Origin of the sequence: Enterobacter sp. DC4 (assembly GCF_000568095.1) — a bacterium.
GTDB classification, from domain to species: Bacteria; Pseudomonadota; Gammaproteobacteria; order Enterobacterales; family Enterobacteriaceae; genus Enterobacter; species Enterobacter pseudoroggenkampii.
Genome location: NZ_AZUB01000004.1, coordinates 275,100 through 295,951 on the forward strand (window position 1 = coordinate 275,100; position 20,852 = coordinate 295,951).

Consider the following 20,852-nt stretch of genomic DNA (forward strand, 5'->3'; position numbering starts at 1 on the left):
TCAGCTTACGAGGACAGTTTCCCTTGCAGGCCAAAATGTCTGGCCCCGTTCCGCCATCTGCAATAATTCGTCACACGGTGTAAACCGTGGACCATATTGCGAAGCCAGACGTTGCAGGATAGCAACCACTTCACCCGCGCCGAGCGTATCCATGTAACGGAACGGGCCGCCAAGGAACGGCGGGAAACCAATGCCAAATACCGCGCCGATGTCGCCATCGCGCGCGCTCTTGATCACCTGTTCACCAAAGCAGCGCGCCGCTTCATTGAGCATCATCATCACGCAGCGTTCAGCGCACTGAACGGCGGACAGTTTTCCCTGACCAGTGGTCGAAATAAGCCCATAAACCGAAGGGTCGACCTGTTTCTTGCTTTTACGCCCTTTCGCGCCGTAAAGATAGAAACCGTGTTCATTTTTTCTGCCTTTGCGATCGTCCTTCAAAATTGCAGAAACAATGTTTGCAGGCGGGCTAAAACGATCGCCATAAGCCGCCTCCAGTACAGGTATAATTTTAGTGCCGGTGTCTATTCCCACCTCATCCAAAAGTTGGATTGGGCCAACGGGGAAACCAAACTTTACCAGCGCCTCGTCGACATGTTCGATCTTCTCGCCTTCCGTCAGCAGCCGCATGGCTTCATTAATGTAGGGCGCCAGAATGCGGTTGACGTAGAAGCCGGCTTTATCTGCAACCACGATCGGCGTTTTACCCTGCTTCTTCGCCAGCTTGACTACCGTGGCGATAGTTTGCGGACTGGTGGTTGCGTGTGGAATAACTTCCACAAGCGGCATTTTTTCCACCGGACTAAAGAAGTGCAGCCCGATCACCTGCTCCGGACGCGTGGCTTTCGCCGCGATATCGCCAATCGGTAATGACGACGTATTGGAGGCAAAAATGGTATGCGCGGCGCAATGCTGCTCAACGTCTGCCACCATCTGCTGCTTAAGCGCCAGATCCTCAAACACGGCTTCAATCACCAGATCGCGGTGCGCAAAACCACTGTAATTCGTTGTGCCGGAGATCATCGCCAGGGTTTTATCACGCTCGCTTGCCTTGATATGGCGGCGCTTGACCTTTTGATCAAGGTTCTGCCAGCTGTACTGCAGCGCGTGGTTGATCCCCTTAGGATTAATGTCTTTGATGCGTACAGGCAATTTGCCTTTGCTGGCGGTAACAAAAGCGATACCGCCGCCCATGAGTCCTCCACCCAGTACGCCAATGGCACGCAGCGGCGCGGGCTGCGCCTCGCTACCGGGATCTTTTTTCACGTCCGTGCTGGCGAAGAAGATGCTGCGCAGCGCCTGTGACTGCGGCGTCATCGCCAGTTCGCCAAAAGCTTTGGCCTCTGCGGCATAGCCGCTGCTGCTGCCCTGGGACAGCCCGGTCTCAATCACCTCGAGGATCCGCTTTGCCGCCGGATAGTTACCTTTGGTCTTTTGTTCGGTCTTTTTGCCCACCATGTTGAACAGGAGCGTTCTCCCCAGTGGCCCTGCCAGCACGCGCTCGCGTACCGGCAGAGGACGTTTTGCCTGACGCCCTTTCAGCGCCAGCTCAACGGCGGACTCCAGCAAAATGGACTGCGGCACGACGTCATCGACCAGACCGGCTTTCAGCGCCTGACGGGCACGCAGCTGTTTACCGGTTAAGATCATCTCCAGCGCCTTGCTGACGCCCACCAGGCGCGGCAGTCGTTGCGTTCCGCCGGAGCCTGGCAGCAAGCCCAGCTGCACTTCCGGCAGACCCAGAATGGTTTTCGGATCGTCGGTACATATACGGCTGTGGCACGCCAGCGCAAGCTCCAGCCCGCCGCCCAGACAGGCACCGTGGATCGCGGCGATAACCGGGATCGGCAGGCCGTTTATCTCCGCCATGACCTGCTGGCCCTGACGCGCCAGCTCTTCGGCTTCCAGCGCGCTTTGCGCCCGGGCGATCATGTTGATATCGGCCCCGGCGATAAAGTTATCCGGCTTGGCAGAGATAAACACCAGGCCGCGAATGGCTTTGTTCTCGCGGATCTGCTTTAGCATCGCGCGCACCTGAACACCAAATTCAGCCTTCAGGGTATTCATCTTTTCATCCGGCACATCAATAGTGATAACGGCCACGTTATCGAGGCGAACCGTCAGATTAAATGCAGATGGCATATCCATTATTCAGCCTCCAGAACCATTGCTGCACCAAGGCCGCCCGCCGCACAGGCGGTAACAAGGCCAAACCCGCCGCCACGGCGACGAAGTTCATGTAATGTTTGCGTGATCATTCGCGCGCCGGTGGCAGCAAACGGATGACCATAAGCGATAGAGCCGCCCAGCACGTTGAATTTGCTCTGATCCACTTCACCCGTAGCATGGGAGCGGCCCAGCACATCGCGTGCGAAACGCTCGCTTGCCAGCAGCTGGACGTTGGCCAGGGTTTGCGCGGCAAATGCTTCGTGCATATCAATCAGGGTTAAATCGGCCAGTGTCAGCCCGGCGCGATCCAGCGCCAGCGGCGTGGACCACGCCGGACCTAACAGCATGTCCTGCCAGACGTCAATGGCGGTGAAGGCGTAGCTGCGTAAATAGCCCAGGGGAGTAATGCCCAGCTCCTTCGCTCGGGATTCGGTCATCAGGATCACGGCGGCGGCCCCGTCCGTCAGCGGCGTACTGTTCGCCGCCGTCACCGTGCCGTGCTTGCGGTCAAACGCCGGGCGCAGTTTGGCGTAATCCGCCAACGTCGAGGTGCCGCGAATATTGTTATCTTCCGCAAGCGGTTCCCGGTAGGGGGGAATATAGGCGGTCATGACCTCGTCGGTCAGCTTGCCTTCCGACCAGGCTTTTGCCGCAAGCTGATGCGAGCGATGCGCCAGCGCATCCTGCTGTTCACGGGTAATGCCGTAGGTTTTCGCCATCTGCTCGGCGGTATCGCCCATGCGCAGACCGGTGGAATATTCCGCTACGGCAGGTGGCACGGGCATCAGATCGCGCAGACGTAAACGCGAGAAGAGTTTGAGTTTCTGACCCGTCGTACGGGCTTTGTTAGCATCGACCAGGATACGCGCCAGCTTTTTACTGACCCCAATCGGCAGTACCGAAGAGGAGTCCGCCCCGCCCGCAATCCCGGCGCGGATAGTCCCCGCCATCAGGCTTTCGGCGACGTTCGCCACGGCCTGGAAACTGGTTGCGCAGGCGCGGCTGACGCTATAGGCATCGGTATGCACGTTCATCCCGGTACCGAGGACGATTTCCCGCGCAATGTTGGGGGCTTCAGGCATCTGCACAACCTGGCCGAAAACCAGCTGTTCGATGACCTCAGGCGGAATTTCGCTGCGAGCCAGCATCTCCCCCACTACCATTTTCCCCAGGTCGACGGCCGGTATGCCATGAAACGCCGTTGCCTGACGCGCAAATGGCGTGCGCAATCCACTGACGATGGCAATGCGATCGCCCTGACGGGTAATAAGCGGTAATGCCTGACTCATAACACTCCCCTGTAAAAAAATTTTCGCAAACGCAAAGTGGTCTGACCTGATAATAGTCTTAACCATTTTTTTACATTCAGCCAATCGGGGAAACGAAAAAATGCGAGCTAAAACACAGAGAAGAAAAAGAAAATGCCCCTGCATGGCAGGGGCATTTGTGCGGTATGTTGCCGGGTGCGCAAGGTAAAAGCAAAACGGTAACCCGTAGGTTACCGTTTTTAATGTTTGCGCCCTCTCCCGTGGGAGAGGGTCGGGGTGAGGGCATCAGGCCGCAGAAATTAACGCAGACCCAGCTGGAAAATCAGCGTTTCTGCTTCGCAGGCGAAGACAAAGTCGATGTCCAGCTTCACGCCACCTTCCACTTCGGTAAAGGTAGACTTGATTTCACAAGGATCGGATTCAACGTCACGCGCACGCTTGCTCAGCGCAGTCAGGGTCTCTTCCGCTTCGGCACGGTTGGTGAATACGCGGCTGTAAGAGGCGGTGCAATCGGTGTTGTCCATGATGGTTCCAACATCCATACAGCAGCAAACCGGGGTTTCATCAGCACTGCATTTACTCATAGCTCAATTTCCTCTGTATTCGCGCAGCGCGCGAGATAAACACGATGCTGCTATTTTACGCCCCGGCGCGGGCTCTCTCCAGCCGTTAATGGCGCAAAATCGGATAAGTGACCAATATCACACTAAAAAATGATCTAAAACAAAAACCACCCTTTTGGGTGAGTCTCGATGGTCACAATTTTGCCAACCAGATCTCGTTTCACGAAACATGTTTGAAAATATTAATAAACAAACTTGCAACATTCCGGCTGGTCAGACCTATACTCTGGCCACTGGTCTGATTTGTCTGTCATACCTCAGACCCTACACTTCGCGCTCCTGTTACGGTATGTAACAATTATTGAATAAAAATAACTCAATGAGGTTATGGTCATGAGCCAGAAAACCCTGTTCAACAAGACTGCGCTGGCAGTCGCAGTGGCACTCGTCTCCACTTCCGCATGGTCAGCGGGCTTTCAGTTAAACGAATTTTCTTCCTCTGGCCTTGGCCGCGCATATTCCGGGGAAGGCGCTATTGCTGATGATGCAGGTAACGCGAGTCGTAACCCTGCATTGATCATGATGTTTGATCGTCCGACCTTCTCTGCTGGTGCGGTTTATATCGATCCTGATGTAAACATTTCCGGTAAGTCGCCTAATACGGGTGCGAGTCTTAAAGCGGACAATATTGCCCCAACAGCATGGATCCCTAACCTGCACTTCGTTGCGCCTATCAATGAACAGTTTGGCTGGGGTGCATCCGTAACGTCTAACTACGGCCTTGCTACCGAGTTCAATAACAACTACCCGGCAGGTGAATACGGCGGTAAAACAGACCTTACCACGCTGAACCTCAACCTGAGCGGTGCGTATCGCCTGAACGATAACTGGAGTTTTGGCCTGGGCTTTGATGCCGTCTACGCCGATGCCAAAATCGAACGTTATTCCGGGGAACAGACTGCTCGCCTGCCAAAAAACAGCAATAAAATTGCCAGCCTTGAAGGTGATGAGTGGGGCTATGGCTGGAATGCCGGTATCCTGTACGAACTGGATAAAAACAACCGCTGGGGTCTGACCTATCGTTCCGAAGTGAAAATTGACTTCGACGGCGATTACAAGAGCGGCATCCTGAAGCCTGTGAACAACCTGGTTCCAGGTGCAGGTACCACCATTCCTTGGGGAACGTCAAACCAGACCGTTCCAGGTTCACTGTCGCTGCATTTGCCAGAAATGTGGGAAGTGTCCGGTTACAACCGCGTTGCACCACAATGGGCTATTCACTATAGCCTGGCCTATACCAGCTGGAGCCAGTTCCAGGAGCTGAAAGCGACCGGAACCAATGGTCAAACGCTGTTCTATAAGGACGAAAGCTTCCACGACGCCTATCGTATTGCGCTGGGTACCACCTACTACTACGATAAAAACTGGACTTTCCGCTCCGGTATCGCATTTGACGACAGCCCGGTTCCGGCAGACAAGCGTTCCATTTCGATTCCGGATCAGGACCGCTTCTGGTTAAGTGCAGGCGCGACATATGCGTTCAACGAGAATGCATCCATCGATGCGGGCGTTTCTTATATGCACGGTCAGAAAGTGACGTTCCAGGAAGGCCCTTACGAGTTTACCTCTGAAGGTAAAGCCTGGCTGTTCGGTACGAACTTCAACTACGCGTTCTAATCGTACTGGAATCAAAAAAGGTGAGCATTGCTCACCTTTTTTATTTACTGTGAATCGATATCTTTTAGTTCGTTTTCGATAGCCTTCGCGTTTGGATTCTCTTCCGGCTTCAGCTTACCGCCGTTGGCGATAAAGTCATGATTCTGGAAGTACGCTTCACGCACCATAATGTACGGGTCAGAAGACTGGCGCAGCAGACCATCAGAGTCGAGCAGTTGCGCACGGGTTTCAATCCCTTCCACCGTCCATTTACCCACAGAAAGCGGCCAGGTCAGCCACGACAGAACCGGATACAGCGTATCGACCATATCGCCGCCGTCATCACGCACGGTGAAGCTGCCATAGAACGGCAGATGAACGTAAGGGCCGTAACCAACGCCATAATGCCCCAGCGTACTACCAAAACGGTGCGGCTGTTCACGCTGCAGTTTCGGGTTCGCCATACCTGCGACATCAATAAAGCCGCCCATCCCCAGAATGGAGTTCAGGAAGAAGCGAGTAAAGTGCACCATCCCCTGATACGGATCGCCCTGCAGGAAATAGTTCACCATTACCGCAGGCTCTTCGAGGTTGCTGGTAAAGTTACTTAATCCGTTACGCGCGGGCTGTGGAACATAATCGCGCCATGCTACTGCCACCGGGCGAACCACATACGGGTCCAGCACGTTGTAGTTGAAGCTATACATTGAGCGGTTAAATCCTTCGAGAGGATCGGAGCGTCCCGTTTGCTCACCGGAGCTGGCGCAGCCCACAAGCATCGTCGCGCCCAGCGCAAGCGCCGACAGCCGAAGTTTCATAAATATCTCCCTGTTCAGTATGGCTATCGTTGATTGCCATCCGTAACGGAGCCGTTGACGCTCCGTCTGTAAACGTGCAAGCGATTGTAACAGCACGTTTACCGATGTCTATGAGCACAATTACGGGCAGTAACCACCGTGACTCTGATCTCAGCATAGCCTGGCTTTTGGAATTCGTTTCGCTGGCAATTTTATAATGTCTTTTGAAAGAGATGTATCACCTTTGTTGCCATTGCCGCCAATTTAAGAGCATCCCCACAGGCATTCCGATAAAAGCCGCTACGCTTAACAAAAAGATCAACCTCCGGGAGCAAATATGAAAGACGTGGGCGAAGAAAAAATTGGCGAGAACAGTGAGGAACTTGAAATTGAAAGCGAGGAGAAAGCGCGGGGCGAGAAGATAGAAATTGATGAAGATCGCCTCCCCTCCCGCGCGATGGCCATCCACGAACATATACGCCAGGATGGTGAAAAGGAGATGGAGCGCGACGCGATGGCCCTCTTCTGGTCAGCCATCGCTGCCGGGCTCTCAATGGGCGCATCTCTGCTTGCGAAAGGGATATTTCATGTGCAGCTGGAGGGTGTACCCGGCGGATTTTTACTCGAGAATCTCGGCTATACCTTCGGCTTTATTATTGTCATCATGGCCCGCCAGCAGCTGTTTACCGAGAACACGGTAACCGCCGTTCTGCCTGTAATGCAAAACCCCACCCTCGGCAATTTCGGTTTATTGATGCGTCTGTGGAGCGTCGTCCTGCTGGGTAATATCATCGGCACGGGCATCGCGGCCTGGGCGTTTGAACACATGCCGATCTTTGATGAACCCACCCGGGACGCGTTTGTGAAAATTGGCATGGATGTGATGAAAAACACCCCGGTGGAGATGTTCTCGAATGCCATCATCTCCGGCTGGATCATCGCCACAATGGTCTGGATGTTTCCTTCAGCGGGGAGCGCCAAAATTGTGGTGATCATACTGATGACCTGGCTGATTGCGCTGGCTGATACCACGCATATCGTGGTCGGTACCGTTGAAATCCTCTATCTGGTCTTCAACGGTACACTTCACTGGAGCGATTTTTTCTGGCCGTTCGCCCTTCCGACGCTGGCAGGAAACATCTGCGGCGGAACGTTTATCTTCGCGCTGTTAAGCCATGCTCAAATCCGTAACGATATGTCGAACAAACGCAAAGCCGAGCTTAAGGCACGGGAAAATGATGATAAATCGACAAAAAAACCGACCTGAATGGTGACTCTTTGAGCAGTCAGGCGGCGATGCGCTTAACGCACAGTGTAAATAAGGCTATACTCGTGCCGCCTCGTCCCCTTAGTTAAATGGATATAACGAGCCCCTCCTAAGGGCTAGTTGCAGGTTCGATTCCTGCAGGGGACACTTTGACTTCCACGCGTTGTTGAACACATTCGTCTGTCCACCGCAGAATTCACTGCGAAGAAGAATCCCGTTTTATTTGAGCGTAACGCGTTGCCAGCTGTTTAAGACGCAACTCCAGCTGGGTCTTTTCGGCTTCAGGAAGCACACCTCCTGTTGGATGCTGTGACAGGCGTCTGAGTTGTTCTTCAGCCGGTATTGTTTGGTTAAATGACTGTATAGTCGAAAAAACCACCGATTTAAGCTCACTCACCGTGATATATTTTCCTTTTTGCTCATCCAGACTACTCAGCCGATGGCTCAGTTGCTGAAGCTTCATCATTCCCTGATACCAGCTGTTCATGGCATCAACAGGCAACGCTGCCGCGCTAAATTTTTGCTGCCACTGCACGGCGAGCGGCTTTGCTTCCTCCGGCCGCAATGTCTGGAGTTGAGCTAACAGCTGAAGGCTGTAGGAAATATTCCAGTCAGGAGGCAATTTATCCAGTCGGGCAAGCTGCTGCTGCGTTTCTGTGATAAACGTGGACGGGAAAGTGCCTCGCTGTGCTAACGCGTCTTGCTGAGCAGGTGTAAGCGCTTCAGGTAACGGTGCCAGCGAGGCAATAGCCTGAGCCGTTAAAGGATCGGGTCTGGACAGAAAGCCCCCTCCCCACGCCACGGCGACGCTGACCACCAGCATAGAACACATCCCGGCGACAAAGGGTTTCCATGGTCTGACAGCCCCATGCACTGTCGCACGATCCTCTGCATTCGGCTGATTTTCCGGCTGCACAACATAAACCCATTTCACTTCGTCACTCGGTTCTGCCCTCTCCAGAGGTAATTCGCGACCGGGCATTATGCTCGCATTCAAATCTGATGCGTCATTACTGTTTTCCAGCCGTTCGGCATTTGAACGTATCAACGTTCGTAACGTATCGAACTGGCTAAGGTGTTTGAGCTCAAGGCGCTGGAGCACCGCACTCAGGCGGGTAAGCAACGCTTCAGCACGATAAAGCTCACTAAGATGGCTATTGTTGAGTGGAAGCATACGCATGCGCTGCTGCAGGCGCTGGCTCAGGCCGCTAAGAATTTCCAGACGAGTATGTAGCGTCTTCGGCCAGAAAACGTCCCACTGATGGCTAATCAGGGCCTCCAGAATCGCCAGCCCTTCGTTCAGGCCAGCCAATCCAGACAGGTGAGTCCGGGCAAGGGTGAACCAGGCCGCAGTCTGCAACTCCACACCGTTTTGTTCAAACAAAGAGAGGCAGCGTTTTTCGACATATTGCCAGTTTACATCCGGGCGAGCAGGATGCGTCAGCTTGCTGAGTTCATCGCGGAGGGCGGCGTAATCTGGCAGCGTGCGCGGGTCGCCGCCGGTTTTTAACGTTATATTTGTGGTCATCCTGGAGGGCCTGCATATCCGTGTCGGTTAATGACTAATAAGGAATGAATGTTATCGCTATGGCAGCAGCGCGAAAATCAGACCGTAAAAAATACCTTCATCAAATAGTTGTCCTGACCGGGATGAGGTATCAGGGGGAGTAAAGAACCAACCGTTTACGTTCCCCACCCGCATGAACAGGCGTCCTTGAGAAATCACCTTGTCCCCGGAGCAGAAAGTTATCTCGACACAACCTGCGACGCCCAGCCCATACAGAAAGATCGGCATAAATTTGACCGCCCGGCTGTGATAGCGCAAAACGATACCGGAAATCTCAAAAGCCCCGCCCTCCACCAGCAGATCCGAAACGGATACGGTCAGTGGCTCCACTTTCAGTCCCGTATCCGTCAGCCACGCGTCCATTTGATCCTGAAGCTGGACCATTCGCTGGCGAAACTCTGCAATATCAGCCTGACTCTTGCTGATGGCAGGAACAGGTGCAGGTTGGCGTGCCTGCAACTTCTTCAGGAACTGTGATTTTACGGACATGATGTTATGGGACCTTATATGCGGGTTGTTGTGTCGAGATACTGTTGTTGCCTGAGATGCCGCAACAGAACCCGTCCTTCGGGCATAAATTCAGTCCCGTAGCGCACCAGGCCAATCCCTTTAAGTTCAGCATCAATGGCATAGCGCAGTTCACCGGGGACGTTCTGTTCCAGCAGGACAACGGTTATTTTTTTCAGGCGTGGTTCGTATTTGAGCAGGACGGCAGACAATGTGCCCATCAGTTCATGAGCCGTTCCCGGCATGCCCTGCAGGATTTTGGTCATATCCGGCAGGCCGTAGTCAGGCAGATGCGCCAGCGTGCCGGCACGACAGTTTAGGATACGCTGCATGTTATCGAGTACGGACAAAATGACCTGGTTCTGCTCGCTGACCTGATGCAGGTCGAGGCCGCCGGTGAAGTTGCCATAAAGTGTTTCATACAGTGAAGGATGGGATGACTTACTCATCTTTCAGCGCCTGCAGGGTCAGCCGGTTGTTCCCCGCCTCAATCACGCGGGCTTTATCCGGATCGAGGTCGTCACGACTCAGCACCACCCGCCAGGTGTTGTTCTCCTGATCTGGTGACATAAACATCCCGGCCACCGCCACATACTGCGTACTCTCTTCCATCGGCATATCAACAGTCACGGCCCCACCCGGCTGCAGGCGGATGTCTTTCTCAGCCACGAGGTCTGCCTTGATAGCCTGGCTGTCAGCCTTAAACAATGACGGGTAGTCGGTGGTGTCGAAGGTTTTGCGATCCTTAAGCTGGTAGATGCGCACCACCGTCGACAGTGCTATGCCACCAGCATTGCTGTTCACGGCCTCACGGGCACGAATATCCAGATGTAGAGTCTTTATCTGCTTATAAAAAATCGATTTAGTCACGGCGACAGTGCCGTCCGTAACACTCTGAGTAAGTCCACAGCCAGCCAGCATCAGCGTAATGCCTACAGCCAGCGTAACCAGAGGAAATTTACCAACGGTAATCGCCATCTTCATCAGTCTCCTTGCGGTGAATGTTTTCCTGCACGCGCTCGTAGCGGCCAAGATTGATGGTTATTGTTTTTGGGTGTGATGTTGTCTTAGCCGCATTCAGCGGTCGCATCACGGCAGTGCGGCCCAGTTGCACTGCACCCGCTTTGGGTTGAGTGCTCATTGTCGCGTCCGGCAGCAGGCTACGGTCGACACACAGCTGCAGGCGGACATCCAGGCGAGAGCCAAGATAGACGTGCAATAGCGCCATCAGATCCGTGTAAAGCACCCCGCCGGGCAACCAACCCGGTACTTCCACAGGGTCTGTGGTGGTCAGACGCATCAGTACCTGGCTGTTCACATCGGTGGCATAACTGCCCATCACCGGGCGATGCGTCAGTGTGACAGGCTGGCTAACGCTCATTTTCAAAGGTTTCTTCAGCGGTACCCGACGCCTGTCGTGGTTCCAGATTTTCGCCTGCGTATTGGGTGCCAGAAGACGTACCAGTGAAGCCATGCCTTCCGCAGTACGTCCTGGCAACAACATCACCGGCAGCAGCGCCAGAAAGCGTGAGGCAGGCGCCGCTATACTTTCTGTGCAGCCGTCAATCCCAAGCCCGGCCAACCCCAGCAGATACTGTGAAGTTTTGTCCTTACCGCCTTCTTCAAACGTTGCCGGATACGAATATTTACGCCAGATACGGTAGTACTGAGCAATCAGCCGGTGGTTGAAGATATCGAGGAAGTCCGCATTAGCTTCGTACCCTTCCCGTCGCTGAGCGATGTCATCGATATAGTGTGTCGGCAGCGGAGACTCCACGCCGTAAAGCCCCATAAAGGTGGTACGGATTGTGGGTGGAAGGTGCGGATGTTCCGGTAGCTCTGCCCCTTTGATTTCAGAGGCCGGGAACCCCATCCCCGAATGGGGTCGGAAGCGAACCGGCTCATGTCGCACCTGCCAGGTGCTGCCGGTGACCGGTTTATCCGGCTGGCTCTGCTCCAGTAGCTGACAGAAACGGTAAAAATTCATGTACGGCAGCCGGTCGCCCAGCTGCGCTATCAGCCTGGCAGACGCGGACTGTGATTCTCTTTCCACCGGATGCATTTTCCTTCTGGCTGAACAATGAGGGTAAGCTGGTTGAACTGGTTCATATCGGCATACAGCGCAAAGAATCGGTTGAGCATTTCACCGAACAGGTGAATATCACCCTCACCGGTGAAGCCGTTGCTGTCGAGGGTTACTTCGATATCCAGCCCCCGCAGCAGGTAGCCCTGTTCAAAGCGTTGAAGGCGATGGTGCTCAACATGCTGAATCGCCTCCAGACGCCAGGTGTTCAGTTCATCTTCCTGCCAGTTATACAGGGCAAGCGTGCCGCGCAGCACTTCGGCGGTACTCATCATGTTCAGGAAACCGGATCCCAGGTGGCTCAGAACCCGCCAGTGGAAGCGGTCTTCAGAAGGCGGATAGACTGGCAGCGTTGGTTTGCAGAGGTTACGTACTGAAAGTTGCGTACTCACCACCTGCTCACAGCGGTCAAGCAGTGTGCTCTGTAATGCCCGGCGTGGTAACTGACCGTTGGTGCCGGTGATTTGCAGCGACACGGCCTCACGCTCAAACAGGCGGTCATCTTCCCACTGGTGCCCGCCAAGGATAAGCCAGGTGTCATAGAGCCCGGTCACGCTGCGCTTAACGCGGGTGTGGTAATAACGGGGGGGAGCATAACGGCGCATCATCCCGCCCTTGTGCCTGAAGCTGCTGAACGGTACATACTCCGCGTCATTGGTGCGGTTTGAGCCAGTGACCGAATCCACCGAATAAATCTCGGTATGTCCGTCCTGCAGACGTTTAGGACGCAGCAGGTACTCGTTTTCAAGCCCGGTGATGGTGAGCGGGTCAGCCTCCAGCGTAAACAGGTTAATCACCGGCACGCAGTGGAGGCGAACCGCATCATCAGTGACCGGCAGGTCAGATGGCCATGGCGTACTGAACACCACTTCAACATCAAAATACTCGGCCCCCGCTGGCGGCGTGATGCCCTCAAGGCCGTTAAGGTGGACAAACATAAACTTGTCGCGGAAGGTGAAATACTCCAGCAGAAGCTGGTAGCCGCTGAACGCGGTATCGCCTTTCGGCCACAGGCAGTCTTCGTCACGAAAGCCGCCCGGTGAGAAATATCCGTCAAGCCGGATACGGTCAGTTTGACCAGGCAGGCGCATATAGAGTGCGGCCTGCCGTTTGGTCAGCATAAGGTGCAGCTGGCTGCTGACCGGTGCATCCGCCCCTAGATAGAGGCTCAGGTCACTGAGGTCCGCATGGGACCAGTCCGCCTGTGTGCTGCAGGCAAAGCGCATTCGCAGTAACGAGCGCCCGTCCGGCTCAGTGGTCATGGTCACCCGAGAGATATTAAGCGGGTTGAGCATCACATCGCGGGTTGTGCGGTAACGGCAGACCGTGTTTTTCGGCCCCACCGGACGAGAATACACTTCCAGACCCGCTGGCATCACCTCTGCCATCTTAACGGTCTGAAGCGCAGGCGTGAACGCGACCACCGAGAGTGACGGAATGGTCCGCAGGTAATGTGGCCAGAGCATACTGACCAGTCCTTCAGTCAGCTCCGGCAGATCGTCGTCAATCTTTTCGCGAAGCCGCCCCATAGAGAAAGCAAAGCCTTCAAACAGGCGCTCTACATACGGATCGGGTGTGCCGGCTTTATCCAGGTCCAGCATGGCTGCCCGGTCCGGATGGGTCTGGGCAAATTCTTTAGCCGCTTCACGGAGGTAGCGCATTTCTGCATCGAAATAGCGCAAGGTCTGATCTTTCATATGCGTTCCAGCAGGAGTTAGCTCTAGTGTTGCTGCCCGATGATTAAGCGTAGAAACGTGAGGGAGACAGGGAAAAATACGATATCTGCAGCCAATACCACAGGTGTGAGCACAATGTTAGTAGCAAGATTCTTCGGATAAAAATCGGTTTCATTGTCAGTCGCGTAAAATTCAACACTATACTTTCGCCCCAGTGACTCTGTATTGGTAAATGTATAATTGAGACTTTTCCTTGGAAGAACCTTGCCCTCAATAGTGACGTCTTTCCAGTATCCCTCTTTCCCACGCTGGAAGCCTGAGTGCTTAATGACACCTATATCGTTTTCTGAAAGCTCACCTGCACTTTTATTAACCCAGATACGTAACGAATCCTCAAAGCGAACGACAGCATCTCCTTTTACTGGACGAACCAATTGAAGTTTGAGCGTATTTTCTTCGTTACCTGTAATCAGTGGGATTTTGTCTGTTAATTTGTTTAAAGATAGTAACTCGTCAGCCCCCCTCGTCAGAATATAGACATTTTTTTCACCTAAAAATGCAATACCTTTCGAAGGAACAGTCAGAGGTATATTAGTCTTATCCTGAACAACAGAAGCGGAAATATTTTCATACTGAAAAATAGCGGTGACATTATCCTGCATTTTTATAACATTCACCTTATGACTGCCTGAGATTTTATTTCCGCCCCACAAAATTGCAGTACACCCTGAGAGTAATAGCACCATGAGAGTACATGCTGCAGATTTAGTTATTTTCATGAAACTTTATATTCCTAAAATCATTAATATCACCGACATCATTTCCGGCACATATTTCTTTGCATTAACCACACAGGACTGCCGCGCGGGCAGGATCAATAGCAATTAGCCCGGCAAGTAACTGGTCCATTAACGGTGTCAGGCGGGCCTTATCCGCCTCACTGCGACAGGCTTTCAGGCGCAGAAGTTTCAGATGACGGGCCTGTACCTCGAACAGCAGCTCAGGCTCCCAGTTGCTGAGAGTCACGTCTCTGGCGCGATCACCCAGTTCAGCAAACAGATGCATCGCCAGCTCATTTTTACCGTACTGCTCAGCAATGCGGCCCATCAGCAGACGTAACAGCCACTTCTGGCGATCGGTGGTCACACCCGGGCGCTTCTGTAGCCAGGCCAGCGCAGTATCAGGGCCTTCACTGTCCGCCAGCACCACGGCTTCTGGCTCCAGCGCCAGAATGTCATCATTGCCAGCAGACATCGGTGTGGATGGGGTGTCATTGCCCCACCCGCCAGTTGTGTCCATCACGCTTTGCTGGATCCAGTTCAGCGTTACTTCATCCGCAAATGGCGTTCCGTCACTGAACGCGAGCGTTTCCAGACCGGACAGGCGGGTCAGCAGCCCTTTCAGGTCAGCGGCAATAATGCCAGCCAGAGTGTCCTGACCTGATTTCGTTAGGGCCTGGTGGATGTACCACTGCAAATCCAGCCAAAGATGATTAGCACCGCGAGAAAAAGTGCTATCTGCCGTTTCAAGCATCTCTACCCAGTTCTGCTGCAGATAGAGACGCTTAAGTAACGCGCGCTGGTCTGCTCTTGGCGGTTCGATGCGGGTACGGCCCTGCGCATCCGGGGCCGGAATTGCCCGCAGAGTATCGTGACGCAGGCTCTTCATCAGATGGTGTGCGGACAGCCAGCCGTCCGGCTGTTCGCGCAGATATTCGGCGAGCGTGCGGGCCTGTGTCAGCAAATCCTGACCGGAGGTGATACGTCCGATGACCGGGGCATCGTAGTGGCTAGCAGTCGCAGGGGTTTCGCAGGCACTGGCGTTCTGCGGCACAACCGCATCCACACCACCCGCTTTCTGCAAGCGGCTTTCAAGAGCACCATACAGCGTATTGAGTTCCGGTCGGATTTCATCCGGCTCATTTTCCGTCAGTTGCTCTATCAACAGCAGTGCCCCGGTGGTACGTATCGCATCGTTCCTGACCACTTCGGGGTACAGGGAAAGAGAGTCAGTCATTCGCGATCCCGCCAGCCATTCCAGTGCCGCCTTACGGCTGCGCTCACGCTGTGGATGCAGTTGTGTACCAAAGCGCTCCAGCAGGCCGCACAGCAGTTCAAGTCCTTCAGCGAGCCCCTGCTCACCTTCGCGGTGCAGCTTTGCCCAGCAGTAGTAGGTGGCCACACGGATATCTTTGGCGGTCGTGGTCAGAAGCTTCTCTGCAAGCTGGCAGATAAGTTCGGTATCTGCACCTGAGAGTTTGTTGACCTCCTCGCGCATCTGCTGAAAGTCATCGTCATAACCTGGGTCGTCACCCTGAGGAGATGGACCGGACAGCGGCTGCAGCCAGCTATCCCAGAGCCTAACCCGCTCACGGGTGGCCGCAAGGAGTGGTTCCTGCTCAGTCTGGCAGGCGCGGAGTAAAGCATTGAGCGTGCTCATCAATATACGTCCTCTGTATCATTGCTTGCGCTGGCGACCTGGTCTGATGCTGCCACGTCTGTCGTGCTGAAGATGGTCTCTGGCAGGCGGAAATTACGCAGTTTCAGCAGCGCCAGAGGACCCTCTCCCGCTTCGGTACGCAGGATGTAATTGAGTTTGCGACCGTCCTGTGCCATCCAGCTCAGGCTGTAGCTACTACCCACGCCCGGATAAGCACTGACGGCAGCTTTGTCGAGCAGTCGGATCCAGCCCCAGGCGCCGGGAATATCCGCATACTGACGGGTGCCTGCCTGGGTGCTTATCCAGCTCAGGTTCGCACCAGGAGCCTCAGTATCCGCAGGCCAGGTGAAGCGCTTCCAGGCTGGCATCTGGTTAACGTATATCAGCTTCTGGCTGTCGATAATCATGGTGGTCTGCATCACGCCATCGGCAGTACCTGGACGTAGTTCGAAGTTCATCCCGGCATTGCCTTCGGTGAAGGCCACATCCGAGATATGACTCAGGGTGTTAATGGCATTGAGGAACTCTGGGTTAAAGGCCAGCCCCTGCGAGTTGATGCTGTCCGGCACCCAGTGGTTTCCTTCTTTGTGCAGCACGCCTTTGAGACGGGTCTGCAGGAACTGAGCGATACGCCCGGAATCCGCGTTGAGGTATTTGGCCAGCAGCGGCAACGAGACATCACTGCTTGAGTTGTTAAACGGATAGCGGCTACCAAAGGCACTGTTCCACTCAGCCACTACCGCCTGCTGCCACTGGGCATTGAGGCTGTCGGCCGCAGGGGTCAGCACCTGCTGCCAGGCCTGCTCCATTGGATTCACAAACACCGTTCGGCCAAAGCCGCTCCACTCCTGCCCCAGACCGGCGGCAGTAAGGCTGCCGTAGTCGCGGGTTTCGGTCAGGTCCACAGCTTTACCCTGAAATACGGTCTGGGCAATGGTCTGGGTCATCGCCTGCGGGTCGGCGGCATTGGTCACCTGCTGCAGACGCAGACGTACCTGCGTCACGCGGGTCAGATATGATTGCAGGCTCAGTTCCTGTGCTCCCGTGCGATTTTTGTCCATCAGCGCCAGTACCGGACCAAAGGTTGCATCCAGTGGACCGTGAACGCCGGTACTCTGGTCAATGGCATCCTGGTTATCACCGCCCAGCAGATTTTTGGCTGATTTCACCAGTGAATCTGATATCGCTTCGCCTGTCTGTCCGGTACGCCCCTGAACATTCAGAGTGTTCATCAGCGCCACCAGAGGCGACTGACGCACGTCGGCCATCAGGGTCAACTGGTCAATGGAGTCCGACAGCGTGGTGGCTTGGTTCCAGCGCAGGCTGTTCAGAAACGCCAGCCAGGCTCCGCTAAAATCGGCGAAGTAGCGATCCGTCAGACGATTTTTCAGCGCTTCCGGCGAGGTTTCATCCTGTGTCGCTGCCTGACGTTTGCTGTCAGTCAGCACCCAGTCGAGCTCGTCCCGGCGAGCCTTCACCACCTTCTCGATGGCAGGCTGGACGGCCTGCTCCCAGGCCTGGCGGGTAAACATGCCTGGCACGATCTCAGTAGTGCTGAACAGGCGGGCAGCATCAGTATCGCCGGTCATGTCTTCGAGGCGCATATCCACATACAGGTTAGCCACCTGCGAGAGCATCTTCTGGTACAGGGTCGATTCACTGTTGCGCACACCCATCAGGCGTACTAACAGTGCGCGCGATTGGCTGACCATCGTCTCATCCGCAGGCAACCGCCAGTACGGGTGGGTGGTCAGGCTGGCGGCATAAAACGCCAGCAGTGACGGGGCCATGCCCTGCCACTCGCTCTCTTTTATTCCGTCACGTTTCGGCCAGTCCTTTATCAGAGTGGTACTGAACCAGGCGGCGTCCATATGCTCCGGGCGGGCCAGCATCAGATAAAGCCTCAGCTGCGTCCAGGTGTTTTTTGCCATCTGCTCACGCAGCGGGCTGGCCGGCGGCAGTGCATTAAAGGCACTGAGCTGGCGCTGCAAATGACCGGCCGCGGCATCCCGCAACAGTGGCAGTGCAATGTCCTGATAGCGTGGCCAGAGTGCCGCCAGCAGGGCGTTATTCTGACTCAGCCCGGCCTTCTCGTACCACGGTACGCCATGCTCAGAGCGGTACTGCAGACGGGCCATGGTTTTCTGAAGTTCAGACAGCGCGTGCAGGCGCTGCTCCAGCGGCTGATTCTGTCGGGCGGCAAGTTCGGCCTGGGCATTCGCACCGGCAATCTGGCTGCGGTTGGTGACATACGCGATGCCCATCCACACAGCCCAGCCCACCATCGCCAGGGCAGCGACTGACACAAACACTTTACGCCATGGAATGCCCGGCTTGCGCGGACGCAGTCCGGCAGCAAGCGTGCGGACAGACTCAGGTAAAACATCCCAGCGTTTATCCATGCCCCAGTGGTGCGTAACGGCACGTTCGGCACCGGCAGAGGGCTGACTGAACACCACACCGGCCAGCGGCAGCGGGCGGTACGGGTTGAGCATTACCGACAGCGGTGCGGTCACACTCTCCGGCTCACGAATCAGCTGGTCGGCAAGCGTCAGCAGGAAGTTATGTTTCACTTCACCGCAGGTCTGCTGCAGACCCTGTGATATCAAATCTGGCGTCAGGGCGGAGAGTTGTTCTGCCAGCCCTTCGGTACGACAACCGGCAGGCAACAGACAGCCGGTCGCCTGCGTAATGCGCCCTTCCGGCTTACCGGCGCGCGGGTGCAGGGACCAGACGTAGAGAGGAAGTTTCCAGCCAAGCGTTTCCATACGCGCGCTGATGGCGTGAGACAGGGAATCCATGATGCTTTCAGACGGAATCGGTAGCGGCTGTTCCAGACCAGGTGCTGAGAGCTGGTCAAAGGCCGAGGTGACCCACACCAGACCATCCACCGGACGGCGGCGCAGTTTACGCAGTGCGGTCAGCCAGGCACTGTCGGCTGGAGTATTGAGGTCACCGCCCCATAGTAACAGCGTGCCGCGATCTTCCTGCCAGAGCTGGCCCGTAAGACCCGGAGTCAACTGCTCCACCTCAGATATGGTCCCAGTGACCAGCAGAATGCGTGTTTTACGTCCCCAGCCCCGGACGTAGAGGTTACGCATGGCGTCACGGATAGTATCCACAGTGACATTGCGTGGCGGAGTCCGGGCAACTCTTGATTCATCAGAAGGTAACGCATTGTTTTTCTGTTCCCGCCAGCGGTGATACTTTTCCTTCATAAACCGGAAAATAAACGGTGTGTAGAAAACAATCAGCAAGACTATCCATACGGCAACAAATGCAAGCACTTGCTTCAGTCGGGTATCAAGGCCATGCGAGGGGCCGAAATGAAGGATCAAGGCCACTATAATCGCTGAGATGCAGGCTATTATGCCGGCAAGCCCCCACCTGCTCCATGTACTACCCGGCATCATTATTTTTACTCCCTGAGGTAACAGTACTGACAAAACGATCAGTACCTGAGGTAAACAACCCTAAAACAGGTTTGTTGCTGACGGACACGATGTCGGCCAGTAATGAGGCTAGAAGCCATGCACTACCAGCCCCTGGAATACCGTTATACTTTTCCAGTACATCAATTTCCTGGGGCACCCACGGTGTCAGATGTGATTGAGACGCGGTCATTAAATCAGCAAACCCGTCATTCCAGTGCCCGTAATCACAGAACACGTTTGATGTCTGACAGGCGATCGTTTGTGTTTCGAGGAACAACCCCATATCAGTCTTAAAATTTGGCATATCCAGCAGCATCGGTCGCAATATGCGGGCAGAGTGAGGAAGCTGGTATTTTTCAGCAACATCATCGCTGGTAAGTACCATCGCTGCGAGTGCATCGGAATACTGTTCAGCCCCCTGATTCTGCAATATCAGGATCAAATCAATATCTAAAACGGGATTTTTAAGGCGCTCTTCGATCCAGGCAAAAGAAAGGACTTCACAACATGAAATCGAACCTGTTAGCGCACGCCCTGGATAAATTTTTCCCCATGATTTGCGAAACCAGGTCTCGAAGTCTGACGAAAACATGTCACTCAAAATGGTAACGTTGAACGGCACTGTCGCAGGCAACATCGCGATCGCGTTTTGTACACCGGCCAGACCCAGTTCGAGCAAGGAGGTGGGCGTCGTCGATTTCGCATCAAAATGGCTGGTCAGTGAAAGCAATTGCGGCGCATCTGCGGCATCTGATTTAGCAATGACGTCAGAGGTCACTCCGGAAGGTAGCAGTATGCTGCTTCCAAGTATGGCCAGATAGCGCCCAGCCATGGCCTCCCACCGTTGCTGTCCGTATTCAGCTTCCTTCTGCAAAAACTGATGTTCATTGACGGTTCTGCCCCACAGCCACCCCCGCAAACAAAACAGGAAAAACCAGCCAAGAACCGGGCTGGATGCCAGCCACCAGATATTGAATGCAGCCAGTGCCTTAACCATGCCTGACGCATGCAGAATAAACAGCAAAATACCCACAACCGCGGCAATGCCACCCGCCAATAGCCATCCCGTAAAAGATGGTTCAGGAGGCAACTCCATCGTTGTTGCTTTCGTCCTCTCCCAGCCCATTTATTATCCTACTGTGCTGTTCTGAGCACTTGAAATTACAGTACAACCGCACTGACATTTGCAGCCATCCACGACAACAGCCCGGCCGTTAAATGTCCGGTGCGGTGATCCTTCCACGATAGGATTAGTTCCATGCCCTTCTATCGGGCAACTCACCATATCACCAACTAATGCGGCTTTTTTTCCGTCGACAGTAATATTGGAAGAGGCGGAGATCACTTTCCCTCCGTGAGAAGTTTTGTCACCAAGCAAAACCAAGCCTTTTGTCATGTTGAATCCTCGAAAAAAAACAAATAAGAA

General features: G+C 54.5%; 17 protein-coding genes and 1 tRNA gene. 3 read left to right on the top strand and 15 right to left on the bottom strand.

Going from position 1 to position 20,852, the window contains the following annotated elements; translation table 11 throughout:
* The 3 genes from fadJ to P349_RS10775 all read right to left on the bottom strand — a co-directional run bounded on the left by fadJ (position 1) and on the right by P349_RS10775 (position 4,021).
* Positions 1-2,148, bottom strand: coding sequence for a fatty acid oxidation complex subunit alpha FadJ (gene fadJ / locus P349_RS10785; RefSeq protein ID WP_032646639.1), 2,148 nt, complete (start codon positions 2,146-2,148; stop codon positions 1-3).
* Complete coding sequence (gene fadI / locus P349_RS10780; protein ID WP_032646640.1) at positions 2,148-3,458, bottom strand: acetyl-CoA C-acyltransferase FadI; 1,311 nt, start codon at positions 3,456-3,458, stop codon at positions 2,148-2,150. Before fadI ends, fadJ begins: the two co-directional genes overlap by 1 nt.
* Before the next feature lie 278 nt (positions 3,459-3,736).
* The gene (locus P349_RS10775) at positions 3,737-4,021 is read right to left on the bottom strand and encodes a YfcZ/YiiS family protein (protein ID WP_024907659.1); all 285 of its coding nucleotides are present in this window, start codon (positions 4,019-4,021) and stop codon (positions 3,737-3,739) included.
* Positions 4,022-4,393: 372 nt separating this feature from the next.
* Here P349_RS10775 and fadL point away from each other — a divergent pair, with 372 nt between their 5' ends.
* Complete coding sequence (gene fadL, locus P349_RS10770) at positions 4,394-5,677, top strand: long-chain fatty acid transporter FadL (RefSeq protein ID WP_032646642.1); 1,284 nt, start codon at positions 4,394-4,396, stop codon at positions 5,675-5,677.
* A 44-nt stretch (positions 5,678-5,721) separates the two neighbouring features.
* Here the strand turns inward: fadL and mlaA are convergent, their stop codons facing one another.
* Complete coding sequence (mlaA, locus tag P349_RS10765; RefSeq protein WP_024907657.1) at positions 5,722-6,474, bottom strand: phospholipid-binding lipoprotein MlaA; 753 nt, start codon at positions 6,472-6,474, stop codon at positions 5,722-5,724.
* Between the two features lie 316 nt (positions 6,475-6,790).
* Here mlaA and P349_RS10760 point away from each other — a divergent pair, with 316 nt between their 5' ends.
* On the top strand, positions 6,791-7,720 hold the full coding sequence (locus P349_RS10760) for a formate/nitrite transporter family protein (protein ID WP_032646643.1): 930 nt from the start codon (positions 6,791-6,793) through the stop codon (positions 7,718-7,720).
* Positions 7,721-7,795: 75 nt separating this feature from the next.
* Positions 7,796-7,867 (top strand) — tRNA-Arg (locus P349_RS10755).
* Between the two features lie 49 nt (positions 7,868-7,916).
* On the opposite strand, the gene P349_RS10750 is transcribed toward P349_RS10755, so the two are convergent.
* The 11 genes from P349_RS10750 to P349_RS25465 all read right to left on the bottom strand — a co-directional run bounded on the left by P349_RS10750 (position 7,917) and on the right by P349_RS25465 (position 20,822).
* Complete coding sequence (locus P349_RS10750; protein WP_032646644.1) at positions 7,917-9,248, bottom strand: VasL domain-containing protein; 1,332 nt, start codon at positions 9,246-9,248, stop codon at positions 7,917-7,919.
* 57 nt (positions 9,249-9,305) lie between these two features.
* A complete protein-coding gene (locus P349_RS10745) occupies positions 9,306-9,776 on the bottom strand; it encodes a hypothetical protein (RefSeq protein WP_032646647.1) in 471 nt (156 codons plus the stop codon).
* Between the two features lie 14 nt (positions 9,777-9,790).
* On the bottom strand, positions 9,791-10,243 hold the full coding sequence (gene tssE, locus P349_RS10740; RefSeq protein WP_032646649.1) for a type VI secretion system baseplate subunit TssE: 453 nt from the start codon (positions 10,241-10,243) through the stop codon (positions 9,791-9,793).
* Positions 10,236-10,772, bottom strand: a complete 537-nt coding sequence (gene tssJ / locus P349_RS10735) for a type VI secretion system lipoprotein TssJ (RefSeq protein ID WP_193745666.1) — start codon at positions 10,770-10,772, stop codon at positions 10,236-10,238. Before tssJ ends, tssE begins: the two co-directional genes overlap by 8 nt.
* A complete protein-coding gene (gene tssG, locus P349_RS10730) occupies positions 10,753-11,856 on the bottom strand; it encodes a type VI secretion system baseplate subunit TssG (RefSeq protein WP_032646652.1) in 1,104 nt (367 codons plus the stop codon). Before tssG ends, tssJ begins: the two co-directional genes overlap by 20 nt.
* Complete coding sequence (gene tssF / locus P349_RS10725; protein ID WP_032646654.1) at positions 11,811-13,574, bottom strand: type VI secretion system baseplate subunit TssF; 1,764 nt, start codon at positions 13,572-13,574, stop codon at positions 11,811-11,813. The genes tssG and tssF overlap by 46 nt, the downstream gene beginning before the upstream one ends.
* Positions 13,575-13,597: 23 nt before the next feature.
* On the bottom strand, positions 13,598-14,332 hold the full coding sequence (locus P349_RS10720) for a hypothetical protein (RefSeq protein WP_032646656.1): 735 nt from the start codon (positions 14,330-14,332) through the stop codon (positions 13,598-13,600).
* A gap of 64 nt (positions 14,333-14,396) precedes the next feature.
* Positions 14,397-15,992 carry a type VI secretion system protein TssA gene (tssA, locus tag P349_RS10715; protein WP_032646658.1) on the bottom strand — a complete coding sequence of 532 codons (1,596 nt, stop codon included), beginning with the start codon at positions 15,990-15,992 and terminating at the stop codon, positions 14,397-14,399.
* Positions 15,992-19,405: an ImcF-related family protein gene (locus P349_RS10710; protein WP_032646660.1), complete on the bottom strand. Its 3,414-nt coding sequence runs from the start codon at positions 19,403-19,405 to the stop codon at positions 15,992-15,994. The genes tssA and P349_RS10710 overlap by 1 nt, the downstream gene beginning before the upstream one ends.
* A complete protein-coding gene (locus P349_RS10705) occupies positions 19,392-20,522 on the bottom strand; it encodes a hypothetical protein (RefSeq protein WP_238552258.1) in 1,131 nt (376 codons plus the stop codon). The genes P349_RS10710 and P349_RS10705 overlap by 14 nt, the downstream gene beginning before the upstream one ends.
* A 33-nt stretch (positions 20,523-20,555) precedes the next feature.
* The gene (locus P349_RS25465; RefSeq protein WP_071601076.1) at positions 20,556-20,822 is read right to left on the bottom strand and encodes a PAAR domain-containing protein; all 267 of its coding nucleotides are present in this window, start codon (positions 20,820-20,822) and stop codon (positions 20,556-20,558) included.
* Positions 20,823-20,852: the final 30 nt, after the last annotated feature.